The following is a 15674-nucleotide window of genomic DNA, read 5'->3' as shown; positions in this document are numbered from 1 at the left end:
TCATGCATCAATTGCGGTCTGCCAGCCTTTGGATTTTCCTGCTTTGGGGTGTTTTAACCACCGTCAGTCTAACTATTCGGCCATTATTTCCCGTCGATGAAACCCGATATGCCGCCGTTGCGTGGGAAATGTGGCTCAGAAATGATTTTCTAGTCCCTTACTTAAACGGGGAGATTTACAGTCACAAACCCCCGTTGTTATTTTGGTTGATGCAGCTAAGTTGGTGGCTGACGGGTGTTAACGACTGGTCGTTGCGCCTGATTTCACCGCTTTTTTCCCTGGCAACATTATTTTTATCCGGCGCAGTGGCGGGTATTTTATGGCCTGAACGCAAACGGGTTGAAACGCTTACTCCGTTGATCCTGCTGGGACTGTTTTTTTGGGCGATCTACAGCACATTGACCATGTTCGATATGATGCTGGCATTTTTTGCATTATTGGGTATCTACAGTCTGTTAAAGCTCGTTGATTCGGACTTGTCCTTAAAATACTGGGCGCTGTTGGGGGTAGCCATCGGTGGCGGCGTGCTTAGCAAAGGCCCGGTAATCTTGTTGCATATTTTGCCTGTCGCATTACTGGCTCCCTGGTGGTTGAAAACGGCTGGTTTTCGTTGGCAGCATTGGTATTTCGGGCTGATTATCGCTATTTTAGCCGGAGCCGTCATCGCGTTGTGCTGGGCAATACCGGCCGGAATTGCCGGCGGCGAGGCTTATAGAAAGGCTATTTTCCTGGGACAGACCAGCGGGCGGTTGGTCGAGTCTTTTGCGCATCAGCTGCCGTGGTGGTGGTATTTAGAGATTTTGCCGTTACTACTATTACCGTGGTTGCTTTGGAAGCCCTTGTGGGCCGGATTACGCAAACTCACCTATCAGGATTCGGGCATCCGTTTTTGTTTGGCTTGGGCGATACCGGTTTTTATCGCGTTTTCCCTGATCAGCGGCAAGCGTATCCACTATCTATTACCTTTGATGCCTGCTATGGCCTTGATATTGGCGCGTGCCGCAGATGAAATAACGGAGTCTGAGCGCTGGGAACGAGCCCACAGCGTTGCGATGGCGGTTTTCGGATTGCTGGGCGCGGTATTAATGTTGTTACCCGGCTTAAATGATGCTTATCATTGGCGGGCCGAGTTATCGTTAATCTCGCCAGTGTGGGGAAGTCTGCTGGTCATGAGTGCGGTGATTTTGGGAATAACCAAGGCAAAAAGCGCGCAGGATTCGGTTCTCTATATTTGCATAGCCTCGGTTATCGCGTTAATAACGGTTTGCGGCGGCTTTTTTGAAGCTAAATCCGACCGCTACGATACCCGGCCCGCCGCTCAGGCAATCGCCGCTTTAATGGCAGAAAACAGGGCTATTGCTTTTTACGGCAATAAGTATCACGGTCAATATCATTTTGCCGGGCGTCTTAAACAGGCTATTACCGTCGTGCCGTACATCGACGATTTATACGACTGGGCAAAGCAGCATCGGAGCGGTTATATCATCGTTACCTATAAGGATTCCGAGACCTTGCTCCTGTCGCTCGTCAGTCGCCATTATCCTTTCAGAAGTCAAAATGTAAGCTTACTTTCCTGTCGGGTACTGTTGGCGAATCCTAAGCTTAGGGCGGCTTTGACACCGTAGATTATACGGTCGTTTGAAGATGTGGACTTTCCGCTTAAGTCCGCATGGTTGGGTTGCCGCTCTCCGGCAACCCTCTGACATTGCAAAGTTTCGTCAAAGCTTGCAGCGTTTAAATGGGAATGTCATCCACGCCATCAGCCGCTGTATCGATGGCGTCATGAGCGCTATTGCCAACTCCCGGCACGATTGATACAACCGCTCCGCCTAAACGCATGGGTACGGAGGCAATTTTTGTTAATACGCACCCTTGTAAAATAAGGGTTGCGGCTAATAAATAGACAGTTTTTAATTTCATTTTTAATCCCTGTTGGCAAATAGATAGAGGGCCTATTCGATAATGCCCGCTGTACAATAAACTAATGGCTTATCAATTGCCATGAGCAATATTTTTTTAGCGGATAAACATCGCCAAGTTCTTCTAACGACTGAAAAATAAAATCGATACGGCGTTCAGGCATCGGCCTAACCCAGCTTGACCCGTTGCCCAAGAGCCGCGGATTGCAAGGCGGCAACGATGATTTGGCAATTGGCTTTTGCATCTTCCAGCGACAGCGCGGGAGCATTGCCGTTTAATACGCAATCGCTGAAATGCTCGATTTCCAGCCGGAAGTGATTAGCCGGAGGCAGCCGTTCTTCACCTTGCCCGCCGTCTTCAGTCCACCATGAAATCACCGGCACATCGCCGGGCATGCACCAGACGTTGTGGCATTTAAGTCCGCCCTTGGTGCCGATGATTTCATATTCGCAACGTCTTGCGCGCTCGAAGCTGAAATCGAAATGCGCATATTTTCCGTCGCCGAAGTCGATGATGCCGCTGGTTGCACTATCCGCGCCGCTCTCGACATACTTGGCTATGGCGGTTACCGAGGCGGCAGGCTCGTCGAAAAACATCCGCGCTGAATGGATCGCATAACAACCGATGTCCCACATCGCGCCGCCGCCGTTTTCGACGCTTTCCGCCAAACGATAGATCCGCGCAGGCCGCATCATGAACGAATAGCTGGAGCGCACCGACCTGACTTCGCCGATCAGTCCCGACTGGATCAATTCCCGCACTCTTGCATGTTGCGGGTGGAAGCGGTACATGAAACCTTCCATGACGGTGACGTTATGCCGTTGTGCGGCGGCTTGAATAGCGTCTACGTCGGCCACCGTTAACGCCATGGGTTTTTCGCACAGTACATGTTTGCCGTGTTCGATGGCGCGCAACGTCCATTCGGCATGTTGGTGATTGGCAAGCGGCAGGTACACGGCATCGATTTCCGGATCATCGAGTAACGCATCAAGGTTGTCGTAAGTGCGCACTTGCTGCTGTTGCGGCGCGTACTGTGCCAGCGTTTGCGCGGCGGCTCCGGGTCGACGACTGGCTATGGCAACCAGCTCGGCATTGGATGCTTCGACGATGGCCGGCATTAGGCGTTCGTTGATGCGCGCCGCACCTAAAATGCCCCAGCGCAGTTTTGTTTTGTTATTCATCGGATCTACCTTGGGTGTAGGGTTCGTTTATTTCAAAAGAGGATGATCTTTCGGCAATTGCCGCGCTATCCATAACGCTAATTTATGTTTCATATTCACCCCATTTTCCTGGTCAAGCGCCAAGGGCTGGATAAGTTGGTCATTGACCAGCAGACGATACAGACATTCAGTCTTGTCTTTTGCCGAATCGGTCGATGAAAATCCTGAATAGCCGCGATTTTTCGCATAATTTTCAGCAACTTCTATCGCTTTTTTTAGCAGCTGAGGCTCATTTTTCAATTTAGCCATTGATGCTTCCCTCCGGGTTACCGATGTTTAAATAATCCCACGCGTGGTCAATGAAGCCTTGTAGGGGTTGGTATTGGTCTTTGTAATTCATTTTTTGGCAATCGGCAATCCAAAACCCAAGATACAGCCACTCCAGTCCCTGTTCTTGTGCATATTGAATCTGCCACAGCACCGCATAAACGCCGAGGCTATGGCTGGAAAATTTGGGGTCGAAGAAGGTATAAACGGCGGAGAGGGCATTATCAAGGCGGTCTACAATCGCCACAGCGGCAAGTTCATCGGCAATGGAAAATTCTATAAAGAGGGTATCGCACCATGAACTGCCTAAAAACCTGATGTATTCATCGGGACTCGAGTGTGCCATGTTGCCCTCGGCATGACGTTGATTTTGGTAGCGCAGATAAAGATCGTAATGGGCTTGCTCAAAGGCGGCGGGCTTGATTATTGCCGTGGTTTCGCGGTTTTTTTGCACACAACGCTTTTGGTTGCGACTGGGTTTAAATTGCGCAACGGGCAAGCGCACCGGAACGCATTGCGAACATTGCGCGCATTGGGGACGGTAAACGTCATCCCCGCTACGCCTGAAACCATGAGCAATAAGTTGCGAATAAACGGCGGTATTAAGTTCAAATGAGGGATTAACAAACGCCGTTTGCGCTTGCTCGCCCTCTAAATAGCTGCAAGGATGCGGGGCGGTAATCAATAAAGGAACAGAGGTCATAAAAGTTGCAGTGGTCAATTTAAAGGTATTTTGTCGTTCCCATGCTCCAACCTTGCTAAACGCGGCGCAGAAGCCTGGGAATAATGTCCGTTTTTCTCTTGGCTGTTCAAGATACGCATAGTACGCCCTATTTGACAGTCGCGTCCCGGAAATCCCGGCCCATCAGGGCAATTGCGCTATAAACCAAGATTTGGCAAGCCATAAATTAGAAGGCATCCCCTGTGTTCGTTACTGAGCGGAAAGGGTATGGAAGATTTGGGCAACGATCGCGAAGACGGGTTTCGACGTTTTTTAGAGCTGCCGAACGGCATTCCCTCGGATGATACCTTAAGCGCGGTGCCGGGGGTGTTGGAATCCAGAGCGGTTTACGGCGTGGATGGCAGAAGCGTCGGCAGTCACTGACGGGGACAACATAGTGCGATTGCCCCGGTATTCGTTATAACAATGACCCGCGTAGCTGCTGTAACCGGTGCGTATCCTATCGTGAGTCATCGGTCGGCACGAACAAAGGAGACGGTTCCTGATAAACCTTTATTTTAGTAAGATTTATTTTCAATAAAATGGGGATTATTATATAAAACAAATAAATTCTATTAACCGCACTATTTTTCCGCAACAGGAGTTTCATCGAACAAGCTTAAAAAACAGTGTCGGTTAGATGTGGGGGCTATTATGTATATAAATAAACCTTTGTTAAAACCGGAAACGGCAATTGTTAATAGCGTCAATGAAGCTAAAGGAAACGCTGAGCATTGTAATTTTCAAATAGCGAGTAATTTAGAAGCCGGTAAAACCCGGCTGGTTAATATCCTGGCTCAATTTCCCGCCACTGCATTATGGGTGCTTCATAGATACGAAGCAGACGCCCACAAGCCTGAACAGACTGCCGAATCGCCATTGACAGCGGAATTTACGATTACTTTAGCCAAAATCAAGAGCCATTACTTACTGGCAAGCTTGTCGTTTTCAGGTCGAGGTTTCAATCGTGAAGCCGAAGCCGCTGAAAATCAACAGTTAACCGAGACACTGCAAGCATTTCCTTTTTCTACTGAAGACCTGTTAGTGCTGACTGAGCTCATTATTTATGCTTTCACGACCCGGGATGATGTCAGTCAGACCGCTAAAAGTCATTCCGATTTGATTATTAAACGGCAGGAAGGATCAACTCGGCGCAGCAAGTTAAATTTGCCTGATATAATTGACGCCATGCGCGCCAGCCAATTTGACGAGCAATTTCTTTTTTTGTCCGGTACTGATATGCAGCAATACGTGACGGATATGATTTTTGCCGAACAGCTTTGGTTAAGTTCAAGACAAGCGTTAGCGGAGGCAAATTCCGGATTGGTTTTATTCCTGGCCAACCAGTACAAGTGCGGTTTTTTAGACTTTGACGATTTGGTGCAGGAAGGTCAAACCGGCTTATTAAGGGCTATCGACAAATTTGATTATCACTTGGGATTTCAATTTTCAACTTACGCGGCGTATTGGATCAAACAGGCTATTTCCCGCGCCCTGTCTCGCAACGAAAGGGTTGTGCGCGTACCTTGCGAACAAGTGGCTAATATTCATAAAGTATTGCGCGCCAAAAATGAGTTGCTTTCAAAAACGGGTAGAGAGCCTTCCATTAAAGAATTAACCGAATATTCAAAAATACCCGATGATCAAATTAATGTTATTTTATCCATTTCACAAACGGCCGTGTCGCTGGAAAATTTGGATGACGATGAAGACTCATTGGCACCGATTGATTTTTTAGAGCAGCAAGTTTTTGCCAATCCGTTTAAAAAAATAGAGCAATCGGATCTTAAAGCATGGCTTGGCAAAGCGATTAAGATCCTTGATCCACGGGAGTTAAAGGTTATTTGTTGTCATTTTGGCATCAATACCGGTAATGAAATGACTTTGCAGGAAATCGGCGCAGAACTTAACTTAACCAGAGAGCGGGTTAGGCAGATTCAGGTTAAGGCGCTCAATAAAATGAAACTCAGCTACGGTAAGCAATTAATGAGTTTTTTATGATTAACGCCCATTATTTAAGCGGCCGCATCGGTTGCCTGTCGATTGCGGCACTTTTGACCCACATGGATGGCGGCCGCCATCCATGTGGTTCGTAACCAGGAGATACACATGAAGAAATATTTGTTTAATGTTCTGATTTTTTGCGTTGTGATTGGCGGGGCATATTTAATTTATGACCGCGTCAAATCAACGCCTCCGATACAGGATACCCTGGCCTATTCGGATTTTATCAGCAAGGTAAAGCATGGGCAGGTTGAGCGTGTGGAAGTGTCCGGCCAGATGCTCAGTGTTCGGACTTCAGACGGTCAAAACTATGAAACGTTTAATCCTGGGGATGGGCATTTAATTGACGATCTTCTGAGTGCAGGCGTTCAGATAAGGACAGTGCCGCCGCAGCAGGAGACATTGCTGATGAGAATATTTATCTCCTGGTTTCCGATGCTGTTGATGATACTGGTGCTGGTTATTTACATGCGCAGAACTCAAAGCGGCATGGGCGGCGGGGGTTTTGGCAAGAGCAAGGCCAAATTGCTTGAAGAAGACAAAATGACCGTCCACTTCAGTGACGTTGCCGGTTGTGAAGAGGCCAAAGAAGAAGTGGCCGAGCTGGTTGATTTTCTGCGCGATCCGCAAAAATTCCAGAAATTGGGCGGGCAAATACCGCGCGGCATCTTGATGGTCGGCCCTCCGGGAACCGGTAAAACGCTGATTGCCAGAGCCATTGCCGGTGAAGCGGGCGTTAAATTTTTCACCATTTCAGGTTCGGATTTTGTCGAAATGTTTGTCGGCGTGGGCGCGTCCAGGGTCAGGGATATGTTTGCCCAGGCTAAAGAACATGCGCCGTGCATTATTTTTATCGACGAGATTGATGCGGTCGGTCGCCAGCGCGGCGGCCCCGGCATGGGCGGCGGCAATGACGAGCGGGAGCAAACCCTCAACCAGTTGCTGGTGGAAATGGACGGATTTAACGGTAATGAAGGCGTTATCGTCATAGCCGCAACCAACCGCGCCGATGTGCTGGATAAAGCCCTGCTCAGGCCGGGCCGTTTCGATCGCCAGGTTAATGTCGGTTTGCCCGACGTGCGCGGTCGCGAGCAGATACTGAATGTGCATATCAAAAAAGTGCCTGCGGCTGCCGATGTCGAATTGAAATACATTGCAAGGGGAACGCCCGGTTTTTCAGGCGCCGATCTTGCCAATGTGGTCAATGAAGCCGCGCTGTTTGCCGCCCGTTCCAACAAACAGGAAGTCAACATGAGCGACCTTGAAAAAGCCAAGGACAAAATCCTGATGGGCGCAGAACGGCACACCATGGTCATGACCGATGAGGATAAATTGCTAACCGCGTACCATGAAGCAGGGCATTGTATCGTTGGGCAAAAATCCCCCGATCATGACGCCGTTTATAAAGTCAGCATCATGCCCAGAGGCAGAGCCTTGGGAATCACCATGTTCCTGCCCGACCGGGATCAATACAGCGCCAGCAAACGCAAGCTGGAAAGCCAGATAGCCAGTTTGTTCGGCGGCAGGATTGCGGAACTGATGATTTACGGCGGCGACCGCGTGACTACCGGCGCGTCGAATGATATTGAAAGAGCTACGGAATTGGCTCGCAACATGGTTACTCGCTGGGGTTTTTCAGAAAAGCTCGGTCCTTTGGTTTATGGCGAGGAAGGCGGTCAGCCGTTTATGGGGCATCCGGGTGTCCAAGGCAGTTCTGTATCGAGTAATGTCGCACAGCTTATCGATGAAGAAATACGCTCAGTAATAGACCGTAACTATCAACGCGCTGAAACGATTTTGCAGGAGAATATTGTTATCCTGCACAAAATGGCCGATGCGCTGATGAAATGGGAGACCATAGATCGACTGCAAATTGAGGATTTAATGGCCGGTAAAGATCCTCGTCCGCCCGTGGAAGACGAGGATTTGCAAGTGAGCAAGCCTTCGGAGCCCAGTAATGGCGTGCAAGGAAAAACGGATAAAAAAGCAATTAGTGCAACAACAAACAAACCTGCCGGACAAGTTTGAGCTACGCTTGTTGGTTTTATCTTAAATAACTGATGTTACGCAGTTAGTCGAATTTCGACTGCTTTAACATTAAGGAGTCGCTAGTGCGACACTTGATTGAATCGGGTTTTCGCACCCGAAGGCGAGTTACTTTCTTTTGCTTCGCCTCGGCAACTGCTCCTGCGTTGCTCTACCTCCTGCATCCATGCAGTCGAAAAGAAAGTAACCAAAGAAAAGGCGACCCGGTTACCGCTTACTTCCTGCGCTCCTCGCTTTTATCGAGGGTCAGCAGAAGGGGTTCCTGCCCCTCTGCTGACGCGCGGCATCCCTGCCGCGCCCCTATAACGGGCTGTTCTCGATAAAAGCTCCGGTGCTCGGCGTGGCAAACGGGAGAAATACCATCCGTGTGTAACATCAGTTCTTAAGACAAGCGAAGGTATCAATTGAGTTATTTGGACTGCATTAAATTTTGCAGGATTTCATTGAGCTGTTGCTTTATCTGTTCCGGATCGGTTTCGGCGGCTATCTGCTGTTGCATCTGAATTAAGTTTTGAGTCAAATGCATTTTCCTCTCAACTTCTAATTCCGCGAGTTTGGCTTTGGATTCTTGAGCTTTAGCATCCAGCATGTTTTGCGAACTGCCTTCAAACAAGGATTTGAAAGTTTCCACCATCCGATTCAGGAAGGTGTAAAGTAAATCGGCAGAAAAACCGCCTAAAATTGCCAGCAAGGGTCGAATAATTCCTTTTGATAACATTCCATCCTCTTGAATGGATTTTTCGGAGATCAGCAGCGATAGCAACAACCCTGCGATGATACCCAACAAAAATCGAATCCAATAAGACGATTGATGGCAAGGGTCGTAAGTGCCTTTTGAAATATAGGCATTGGCCGTATAGAGCGCTGTAAATGATGCGCCCAGACCTGCGGCACTCACATAAAAAATCAAGCGAGCCAATTGTTCAATGCCATCCGCCGTCAAAACATCTTCCGCTAATTTACTGCCACTTATAAATGGGCTGGCCATTAGCGTTATAAATATAAACAGAGAAAGGACGGCAGCCAACATAAGCTGGCGGACTAATGAAACAGGCCCCAAGAATCTAAGCACTGTTTCGGTTTTTTGTTCTACATAGAGTAATAATACCGTTTGCGGTGTTGCAGGTTCGATGAGGCGCGTCAGCAAATCGTGAGCATCAACCAATGCAGTGATATCGATTTCTCTTCGAATGTGTGGTGGTGCGCTTTCCTCATTCCCGGTAGGCGAGCGATCTTCAAAAGTCTCAATACTTTTAATAGTGTCGGCAGGGACGGGTTTACCCTTTGCCAATGCGAAATTCGCCATTGACTGGCATTCCATATAAATTTGTTTGCGTAAATCAAGATTTGCGTAAGAAGTGGTGTTTTGGTTAATCACGAGAGCCTCAAGAATTAGGGGGCGGGATGGTATTTAGTTAGGAAGCAATGGCACAATCCGAATAACGATCTAACGCGGTCTGCTGAGAGATAGAAAGAGCGGGTAGGGTCGGTAAGATGTAGGTTCTAACGACAATCATCATCTTTCTATGGGGGATCATATACAACACATAGGCATTATGCAACGATAGGCCGTCATCCTATCCCCTTAACCCCCTTACTCATGACTATCCATAAGGATTTATAGCATTGTCGGCCTGTGCCGGCCCCAAATTGCAATTGATAGACGTTCCCTTTATAGTAAGCCGTCCGAATCCGATGGCGGCTGTTCCACAGCCGCCGTTTAAATTGTGCCACTTTCCCTTATCGGCACTATGTTGCGAACTTGTTTCCGTCAATGCCGGACAAATTGTCCGTAGTCGTTTCCTCCGGATTTTCCTGATTCTTCTGATTGTTGCCGGGGCTGCCGGTTACGGCTTGCTGCGACCCAAGCAATCGAAAGATGCCAACAAAAATATCGTTACCGTAACTCTGGGAGATATTGAAGAAAATGTCACCGCCCAAGGCAAACTGGAACCGAAAGAATATGTCGATGTCGGCGCCCAGGTCACCGATCAGTTACAGAAGATTTATGTACAGATCGGCGATAACGTCACTGCGGGACAATTGCTGGCGCAGATCGATCCAAGGATCTATGCGGCGCGGGTGCAGGCCGATGAAGCCAATATCAAGAACTTGCAGGCGCAGTTGATCGGGCAACAGGCACAAGTGGTATTCGCCCGGCAGCAGTATGACCGTAATCACGAGTTGCTGAAAAGCAAGGGCGTCAGTCAGCAGGATAATCAAAATAGCGAGTTCAACCTCAAAATGGCCGAGGCGACCGCGGCTTCGATCCAGGCGCAAATCGAGCAGGTGCAATCGACGCTGAGCGGCGATAAAACCAATCTCGGCTACACCAAGATTTACGCCTCAATGAACGGCACCGTGGTCGACCAAAAAGCCCGCGAAGGCCAGACCTTGAACGCCAACCAATCGACGCCGATGATTTTGCAACTGGCCAAACTCGATACCCATGACCGTGCGCGCTCAACTCGCCGAAGCCGACGTGATGCGCTTGCGGCCCGATTTGTCGGTCTATTTTTCGACCATGGGTTCCGTCGAGCAGCGGCGCTGGCAGGGCAAAGTGCGGCAGATATTGCCGACCCCGGAAGTGATCAATAACGTCGTGCTTTACGATGTGCTGGTTGATGTCGATAATCAGGATCGACAGCTGATGACCGGCATGAGTACGCAGATGTTTTTCGTACTGGGCCGGGCCGAGCAGGTGCCTCAAATACCGGTTGCCGCCTTGGGAGCCAGAGTACGCAATGAAGACAATCCTTACGGCGCGGCCTATCGGGTTAAGGAAGTCACCGGGCAGGGCGTACAGGAAAAGATCATCCATGTCGGTTTGAGACCCCGGCGTTTTGCGGAAATTCGGGACGGAGTCGCTGTCGGCGCACAATTGCAGACCGTGGCGCGCACCGACGATAAAGACAAAAAGAAAGACAAAGGCAATCCGGCGGCGGGTGTGCCGCGTTTATGAGCGCTGCTCGGATGCCGGCGGCTACGCCGTTACTGGAACTTAAAAACATCCAGCGCTTCTATCCCAATGGCGATAGCGTCGTTAGGGCTCTGGACGATATTTCCCTGACCATCTGGCCCGGCGAGTTTGTGGCGATTATCGGCCAGTCCGGTTCCGGCAAGTCGACGCTGATGAACCTGATCGGTTGTCTCGACAAGGCTAATATCGGCAGCTACCGCGTCCTGGATCAGGATGTGGCGGGACTCGATGCCGACCAGCTGGCGGCCTTGCGCCGCGAGACTTTCGGTTTCGTGTTTCAGCGCTATAACGTGCTCAACAATGCCTCGGCGGCCGAAAATGTCGAAATACCGGCGCTGTATGCCGGTTTGTCGAAAGCCGAACGGCACAGCCGAGCCCTGCAATTGCTGGAGCAACTGGGGCTGGCCAATCGCGGCGACCACAAGCCGATGCAGTTATCCGGCGGACAGCAGCAACGGGTCGCCATCGCCCGCGCCTTGATGAACGATCCGCCGGTGATTTTGGCCGATGAGCCGACCGGAGCGCTCGACAGCCAAAGCGGCAAGGAAGTCATGGCGCTGCTCCGCGACTTGCATCGGGAAGGTCGCACCATTCTGCTGATTACCCACGACGAAAAAGTCGCGGCCCATGCCCAGCGCATCATCACCCTTCGCGACGGCAAAATCGTCGGCGATGGCGTTGAAAATCGTAGCGGCCGTCCGCTGTCGCCGTCGCAACATCGCAGCATCGGTTCAGCCGGGCTGGTTGCCGAACTTCTGGAAGCGGCCAAAACCGCGATGCGTTCGCTGCATGCCAATTTGTTCCGCACTGCGCTGACCCTGCTCGGCATTGTGATCGGCGTTGCCGCAGTGGTCACCATGCTGGCGGTGGGGCAGGGCAGTCAGGAGAAAGTGCTGGATCAAATGCGGGCCATGGGCACCAACATCCTGTCGATTCGTCCCGGTTCGCCCGGTCTGCGCGGCAGCTCCGATGTCGCTACCCTGATTCCGGCTGATGCCGACGCCATTGCCGAGCTGGGCAATGTCGAATGGACATCGCCGGAACGCAATACGCGTCTGACCGTGCGCTACGGCAACATTGATTACGCCACCGGCGTTCAGGGTGTTGCGCCCAGCATGACTGCGGTTCGCGAGTGGGCGGTTGCCGATGGCGACTTTTTCGACGAACGCGATATGCGCCGTTATGCGCCGGTGATCGTGCTGGGGCAAACCGTCAGGCAGATCTTGTTTCCCGATGGCGGCGATCCCTTGGGGCGCTATGTGATGGTCGGCAATATCCCGTTTGAAGTGGTCGGGGTGATGGAGGCCAAAGGCGCAGATGCCCAAGGCAGCGACCGCGACGATACGGTGTTTGTGCCCTTGACTACCGGATTGATCCGTTTGTTCGGACAGAATTATCTGGGCGGCATCACCGTGAAAGTGCGCGATGTCGAGCAGATCGACAGCACCCAGCAAGCGATTTCCGATTTGTTGATCAGCCGCCATCAAGTTGAGGATTTCCGGATTCGCAACATGGCATCGATTTTGGCAACCGCCACCGAAACCCAGAATACCTTTACCCTGATGCTGGGCATTGTCGCCGCCATTTCCTTGCTGGTCGGCGGCATCGGCGTGATGAACATCATGCTGGTCAGCGTAACCGAACGGACCCGTGAAATCGGCATCCGCATCGCCACCGGCGCCCGTCGCCGCGACATACTGTTGCAGTTCAACACCGAAGCGGCGGTGGTCTGTACATTGGGCGGCTTGATGGGGGTGTTGCTGGGTTTTGCTGCGGGCTGCGGGCTGCGCTATTTCGATATGGCGGTAATTTTTTCGCCGCTACCGGCCATATTGGCTTTTTCCTGTGCGTTCGGCACCGGTTTGCTGTTCGGTTATTTGCCAGCCCGCAAGGCCGCCGGGCTGGACCCGGTGGTGGCATTGGCGGCGGAGTGATGATTTGACATATACGATCTGATGGCGACTCTTCCATTAAATACAATGGAACGCAGATGACGCTGATAATTATGATTTAATAAGATTTTTATTGCGTTATCTGTGTTCATCATATTCATCCGCGTCATCTGCGTTCCATTTTTTTCTAACTGCTGAGTAATGACTCTTGATTAAAAGAAAATTATTGATAACTTCAGCGTTACTGTTTTTGACGGCCTGCAATCTGGTGCCCGATTTCCAGAGGCCGGACGTGGAAACGCCCGTTCAATGGTACGATGCAAGTCTGCCAAAGCAAAAATCCGCTGTCGATCCGCAGTGGTGGCGGGCTTTCGGCAGCGCGCAACTCAATCACCTGATAACGGAGTCACTGTTTTACAACAACGATCTGGCTGCGGCCAGGCAGCGTGTCGAGCAGGCCAGGGCTCAGGCCAAGATTGCCGGTGCCAATTTGTGGCCGTCGCTTGGACTACAGGGCGACGTTACCGATACCCGCAACAAAACAGGCGACACTCAGAAAGAAACCGGACAGTTTGCCGTCGCTTACGAAGTCGATTTGTGGGGTGCCAATCGCGCCCGTCGCGACTCCGGTTCGGCGCTGTTGCTAAGCGAAGTTTTTGCCCGCGATGCCCTGCAGTTGGTGGTGATGTCCAATGTCGGTGAGGCTTATTTTAATCTGCTGGCATTGGCCGAGCGCAAGCGCATTGCGACCGAGTTTCTGGAGAACGTCAGTTATGTATTGGCGATTGTCGAAGCGCGTCATCTGGCCGGTGCGGTATCGGCGCTGGATGTGGCGCAGCAGAAGACTGAGCTGGCAACGGCGCGCGCCAGCCTGGATTTGCTGATTCAGCAATATACATTGGCGGAGAATGCGTTAACGATACTGCTGGGGCATCCGTCTCAAACGGTGTCATTCAATGCCGAGCGTTTTTTCGACATGCTGCTGCCGGTGGCTAACGCCCTGCAACCGGCCGCTTTGCTGGAGCGCAGGCCGGATATTCGGCAGATTGAAATGCAATTGATCGCCGCCAATGCCGACATCGGCGTGGCGCGGGCCGCCTTTTATCCGAAGCTGCAATTGAACCTGGATACTCTTATCGCCTCGCCGCAACCGGCGGGTGTGGCGTTGGCGATGGCTGCCGGCCTGACGCAACCCTTGTTTCAGGGCGGCCGTCTGGAAGGCGGACTGGAGAATGCGCAGGCCCGTAACGCCGAATTGGTAGAGATTTATCGAAGAACAGTTTTGACCGCATTTAAAGAAGTTGAGGATGCAGCGGCGGTGCGCAGTAACTCGACTCGCCGTCTGCAAGCTTTGGCGGATGCGGTGGACATGGCCCGGTTGGCGTATCAGCTTTCTTTGGATCGTTATCGGCTCGGCGCGATTGACTATCAAACCCTGCTTTCGACCCAACGCAGCTTGTTGACTGCCGAGAACAGCCAGGTTCAAGCCCGGCAGGATGTGCTGGTTGCGATGGTGCAGCTCTATCAAGCCTTGGGCGGCGGTTGGTCGGGCAAGCAATCGTAACATGGCGATATCCGCTCTTATTGGGGCGGCGCGTTGTTGAATAAGTCGCCCTGAGCAATTATGCCGAGCCAAAACGCGACAGTTTTTTCGCCGTGTTCGGCTCGGCGTTGAAATTCATGCAGCTCCGGTTATTTTGGAGGAGGTGGCGGCGAACCGGGCGGCGGTGGCGGAATATTCGAGGCCGGAGGCGCAGCTTGCTGGGGTATTGCGCCCGAGAACTGTCCCGATACCGGAACCTGATGGCCTTTGGCATACATGCATTGAATATAGGCCACATCATAGCGATCCTGAGTTGCGTACATGGAGCTGCCGGCCGCACCCGTGCCGACCAGACTGCCGCCCACCAAGCCCGTGCCTGCCCCGATGGCGGCTCCGCGCCCTCCGCCGAGTGCCGCTCCGGCTGCCGCACCTAAAGCCGTACCGACTGCGGCGCTAGTGACGCCGCTATCCACCGCCGCTTGATTAGCGGTAGTGCCGCCAACCTGAAAATAAGCGTATTGCTGGCAGACAGCATCGTCGTTCCGAAACTGATCAAAAGACAGGCCGGTACCCGGCAGTACCATGACACTGGGGCCGGTAGGCAAGCTGACGCAACCGCTGACCGCCAGTATAACCGTGGTCGAAAATACTATAGAAAAACGCGACATATTCGGACTCCTTAACGAGGTGAGGGCGGAATCGGCTCGACTTGCTGCCAACCTCTTGGGCATGCTTTGATATAAGGGTAATAGCCTTCGGGGTTGTTGCAGTAATACCAGTAGCCGGACGGATATTGTTGGGCAGCGGGAGGAGATTGCTGGATGTAAACTGGGGGTGTTGCCGGTACGGTGATCACGGTCGGCGGATAATAATAAGGGTAATAAAAAGGATCGCGGTAATAAGGATAAGGGTAAAGCGGTGCGCCGAAATAAAAGCCAAAACTGGAATGGCCGTGGTGGCCTCCATCACGCGCCCAACCGACCCCACTATACAAGCTGCAAATCATCAGTAGTATTGTTGGTAGCATCGTGTGTGTTTTCATTATTTACTCCTTTCAAAACAGTAGCCGCTTAACAGAGTC

Annotated in this window: 15 protein-coding genes; 8 read left to right on the top strand and 7 right to left on the bottom strand. The window is 51.4% G+C overall.

Annotation, left to right across the window (positions count from 1 at the left end):
- Positions 1-2: 2 nt before the first annotated feature.
- Positions 3-1625 carry an ArnT family glycosyltransferase gene (locus tag METTU_RS16580; RefSeq protein WP_006892961.1) on the top strand — a complete coding sequence of 541 codons (1623 nt, stop codon included), beginning with the start codon at positions 3-5 and terminating at the stop codon, positions 1623-1625.
- A 109-nt stretch (positions 1626-1734) separates the two neighbouring features.
- Here the strand turns inward: METTU_RS16580 and METTU_RS16575 are convergent, their stop codons facing one another.
- The 4 genes from METTU_RS16575 to METTU_RS16560 all read right to left on the bottom strand — a co-directional run bounded on the left by METTU_RS16575 (position 1735) and on the right by METTU_RS16560 (position 4110).
- Positions 1735-1920 (bottom strand): DUF6726 family protein, encoded by a 186-nt coding sequence (locus tag METTU_RS16575; protein ID WP_006892960.1) that lies wholly within the window; start codon positions 1918-1920, stop codon positions 1735-1737.
- Positions 1921-2087: 167 nt separating this feature from the next.
- Positions 2088-3101, bottom strand: a complete 1014-nt coding sequence (locus tag METTU_RS16570) for a Gfo/Idh/MocA family protein (protein WP_006892959.1) — start codon at positions 3099-3101, stop codon at positions 2088-2090.
- Between the two features lie 27 nt (positions 3102-3128).
- Positions 3129-3389, bottom strand: coding sequence for a DUF5062 family protein (locus METTU_RS16565; protein WP_006892958.1), 261 nt, complete (start codon positions 3387-3389; stop codon positions 3129-3131).
- Positions 3382-4110: an arginyltransferase gene (locus METTU_RS16560; RefSeq protein WP_006892957.1), complete on the bottom strand. Its 729-nt coding sequence runs from the start codon at positions 4108-4110 to the stop codon at positions 3382-3384. Before METTU_RS16560 ends, METTU_RS16565 begins: the two co-directional genes overlap by 8 nt.
- 246 nt (positions 4111-4356) lie before the next feature.
- Between METTU_RS16560 and METTU_RS23350 the strand changes: the two genes are divergently transcribed.
- From METTU_RS23350 to ftsH, 3 genes are all read left to right on the top strand, one after another.
- On the top strand, positions 4357-4512 hold the full coding sequence (locus METTU_RS23350; protein WP_150107877.1) for a transposase family protein: 156 nt from the start codon (positions 4357-4359) through the stop codon (positions 4510-4512).
- A 270-nt stretch (positions 4513-4782) separates the two neighbouring features.
- Positions 4783-6129: a sigma-70 family RNA polymerase sigma factor gene (locus tag METTU_RS21910; protein WP_006892956.1), complete on the top strand. Its 1347-nt coding sequence runs from the start codon at positions 4783-4785 to the stop codon at positions 6127-6129.
- A 108-nt stretch (positions 6130-6237) separates the two neighbouring features.
- Positions 6238-8160, top strand: coding sequence for an ATP-dependent zinc metalloprotease FtsH (ftsH, locus tag METTU_RS16550; RefSeq protein ID WP_006892955.1), 1923 nt, complete (start codon positions 6238-6240; stop codon positions 8158-8160).
- 427 nt (positions 8161-8587) lie between these two features.
- Here ftsH and METTU_RS16545 read toward each other — a convergent pair whose 3' ends face one another.
- Positions 8588-9556, bottom strand: a complete 969-nt coding sequence (locus METTU_RS16545) for a hypothetical protein (protein ID WP_006892954.1) — start codon at positions 9554-9556, stop codon at positions 8588-8590.
- A 317-nt stretch (positions 9557-9873) separates the two neighbouring features.
- On the opposite strand from METTU_RS16545, the gene METTU_RS16540 reads away from it, so the two are divergent.
- The 4 genes from METTU_RS16540 (at position 9874) to METTU_RS16530 (ending at position 14614) form a co-directional block, all read left to right on the top strand.
- Positions 9874-10776: an efflux RND transporter periplasmic adaptor subunit gene (locus METTU_RS16540; protein WP_254258024.1), complete on the top strand. Its 903-nt coding sequence runs from the start codon at positions 9874-9876 to the stop codon at positions 10774-10776.
- Positions 10664-11140 carry a hypothetical protein gene (locus METTU_RS24625; RefSeq protein WP_496109396.1) on the top strand — a complete coding sequence of 159 codons (477 nt, stop codon included), beginning with the start codon at positions 10664-10666 and terminating at the stop codon, positions 11138-11140. The genes METTU_RS16540 and METTU_RS24625 overlap by 113 nt, the downstream gene beginning before the upstream one ends.
- A complete protein-coding gene (locus tag METTU_RS16535; protein ID WP_006892952.1) occupies positions 11137-13092 on the top strand; it encodes a MacB family efflux pump subunit in 1956 nt (651 codons plus the stop codon). The genes METTU_RS24625 and METTU_RS16535 overlap by 4 nt, the downstream gene beginning before the upstream one ends.
- A 166-nt stretch (positions 13093-13258) precedes the next feature.
- Positions 13259-14614: an efflux transporter outer membrane subunit gene (locus tag METTU_RS16530; RefSeq protein WP_006892950.1), complete on the top strand. Its 1356-nt coding sequence runs from the start codon at positions 13259-13261 to the stop codon at positions 14612-14614.
- 128 nt (positions 14615-14742) lie between these two features.
- On the opposite strand, the gene METTU_RS16525 is transcribed toward METTU_RS16530, so the two are convergent.
- Positions 14743-15261, bottom strand: a complete 519-nt coding sequence (locus METTU_RS16525; protein WP_006892949.1) for a glycine zipper family protein — start codon at positions 15259-15261, stop codon at positions 14743-14745.
- An 11-nt stretch (positions 15262-15272) separates the two neighbouring features.
- The gene (locus METTU_RS16520; RefSeq protein WP_006892948.1) at positions 15273-15635 is read right to left on the bottom strand and encodes a hypothetical protein; all 363 of its coding nucleotides are present in this window, start codon (positions 15633-15635) and stop codon (positions 15273-15275) included.
- Between the last annotated feature and the right edge of the window lie 39 nt (positions 15636-15674).

Origin of the sequence: Methylobacter tundripaludum SV96 (genome assembly GCF_000190755.2) — a bacterium.
In the GTDB taxonomy this organism is placed as follows: domain Bacteria; phylum Pseudomonadota; class Gammaproteobacteria; order Methylococcales; family Methylomonadaceae; genus Methylobacter_A; species Methylobacter_A tundripaludum.
This window is presented reverse-complemented; position numbering and strand designations above follow the sequence as displayed.

Excerpts from the sequence above, each read along its gene's own strand:
- METTU_RS16580 (WP_006892961.1), top strand. The coding sequence starts at position 3 with ATGCATCAATTGCGGTCTGCCAGCCTTTGGATTTTCCTGCTTTGGGGT.
- METTU_RS16575 (WP_006892960.1), bottom strand. The coding sequence starts at position 1,920 with ATGAAATTAAAAACTGTCTATTTATTAGCCGCAACCCTTATTTTACAA.
- METTU_RS16570 (WP_006892959.1), bottom strand. The coding sequence starts at position 3,101 with ATGAATAACAAAACAAAACTGCGCTGGGGCATTTTAGGTGCGGCGCGC.
- METTU_RS16565 (WP_006892958.1), bottom strand. The coding sequence starts at position 3,389 with ATGGCTAAATTGAAAAATGAGCCTCAGCTGCTAAAAAAAGCGATAGAA.
- METTU_RS16560 (WP_006892957.1), bottom strand. The coding sequence starts at position 4,110 with ATGACCTCTGTTCCTTTATTGATTACCGCCCCGCATCCTTGCAGCTAT.
- METTU_RS23350 (WP_150107877.1), top strand. The coding sequence starts at position 4,357 with ATGGAAGATTTGGGCAACGATCGCGAAGACGGGTTTCGACGTTTTTTA.
- METTU_RS21910 (WP_006892956.1), top strand. The coding sequence starts at position 4,783 with ATGTATATAAATAAACCTTTGTTAAAACCGGAAACGGCAATTGTTAAT.
- ftsH (WP_006892955.1), top strand. The coding sequence starts at position 6,238 with ATGAAGAAATATTTGTTTAATGTTCTGATTTTTTGCGTTGTGATTGGC.
- METTU_RS16540 (WP_254258024.1), top strand. The coding sequence starts at position 9,874 with ATGGCGGCTGTTCCACAGCCGCCGTTTAAATTGTGCCACTTTCCCTTA.
- METTU_RS24625 (WP_496109396.1), top strand. The coding sequence starts at position 10,664 with ATGCGCTTGCGGCCCGATTTGTCGGTCTATTTTTCGACCATGGGTTCC.
- METTU_RS16535 (WP_006892952.1), top strand. The coding sequence starts at position 11,137 with ATGAGCGCTGCTCGGATGCCGGCGGCTACGCCGTTACTGGAACTTAAA.
- METTU_RS16525 (WP_006892949.1), bottom strand. The coding sequence starts at position 15,261 with ATGTCGCGTTTTTCTATAGTATTTTCGACCACGGTTATACTGGCGGTC.
- METTU_RS16520 (WP_006892948.1), bottom strand. The coding sequence starts at position 15,635 with ATGAAAACACACACGATGCTACCAACAATACTACTGATGATTTGCAGC.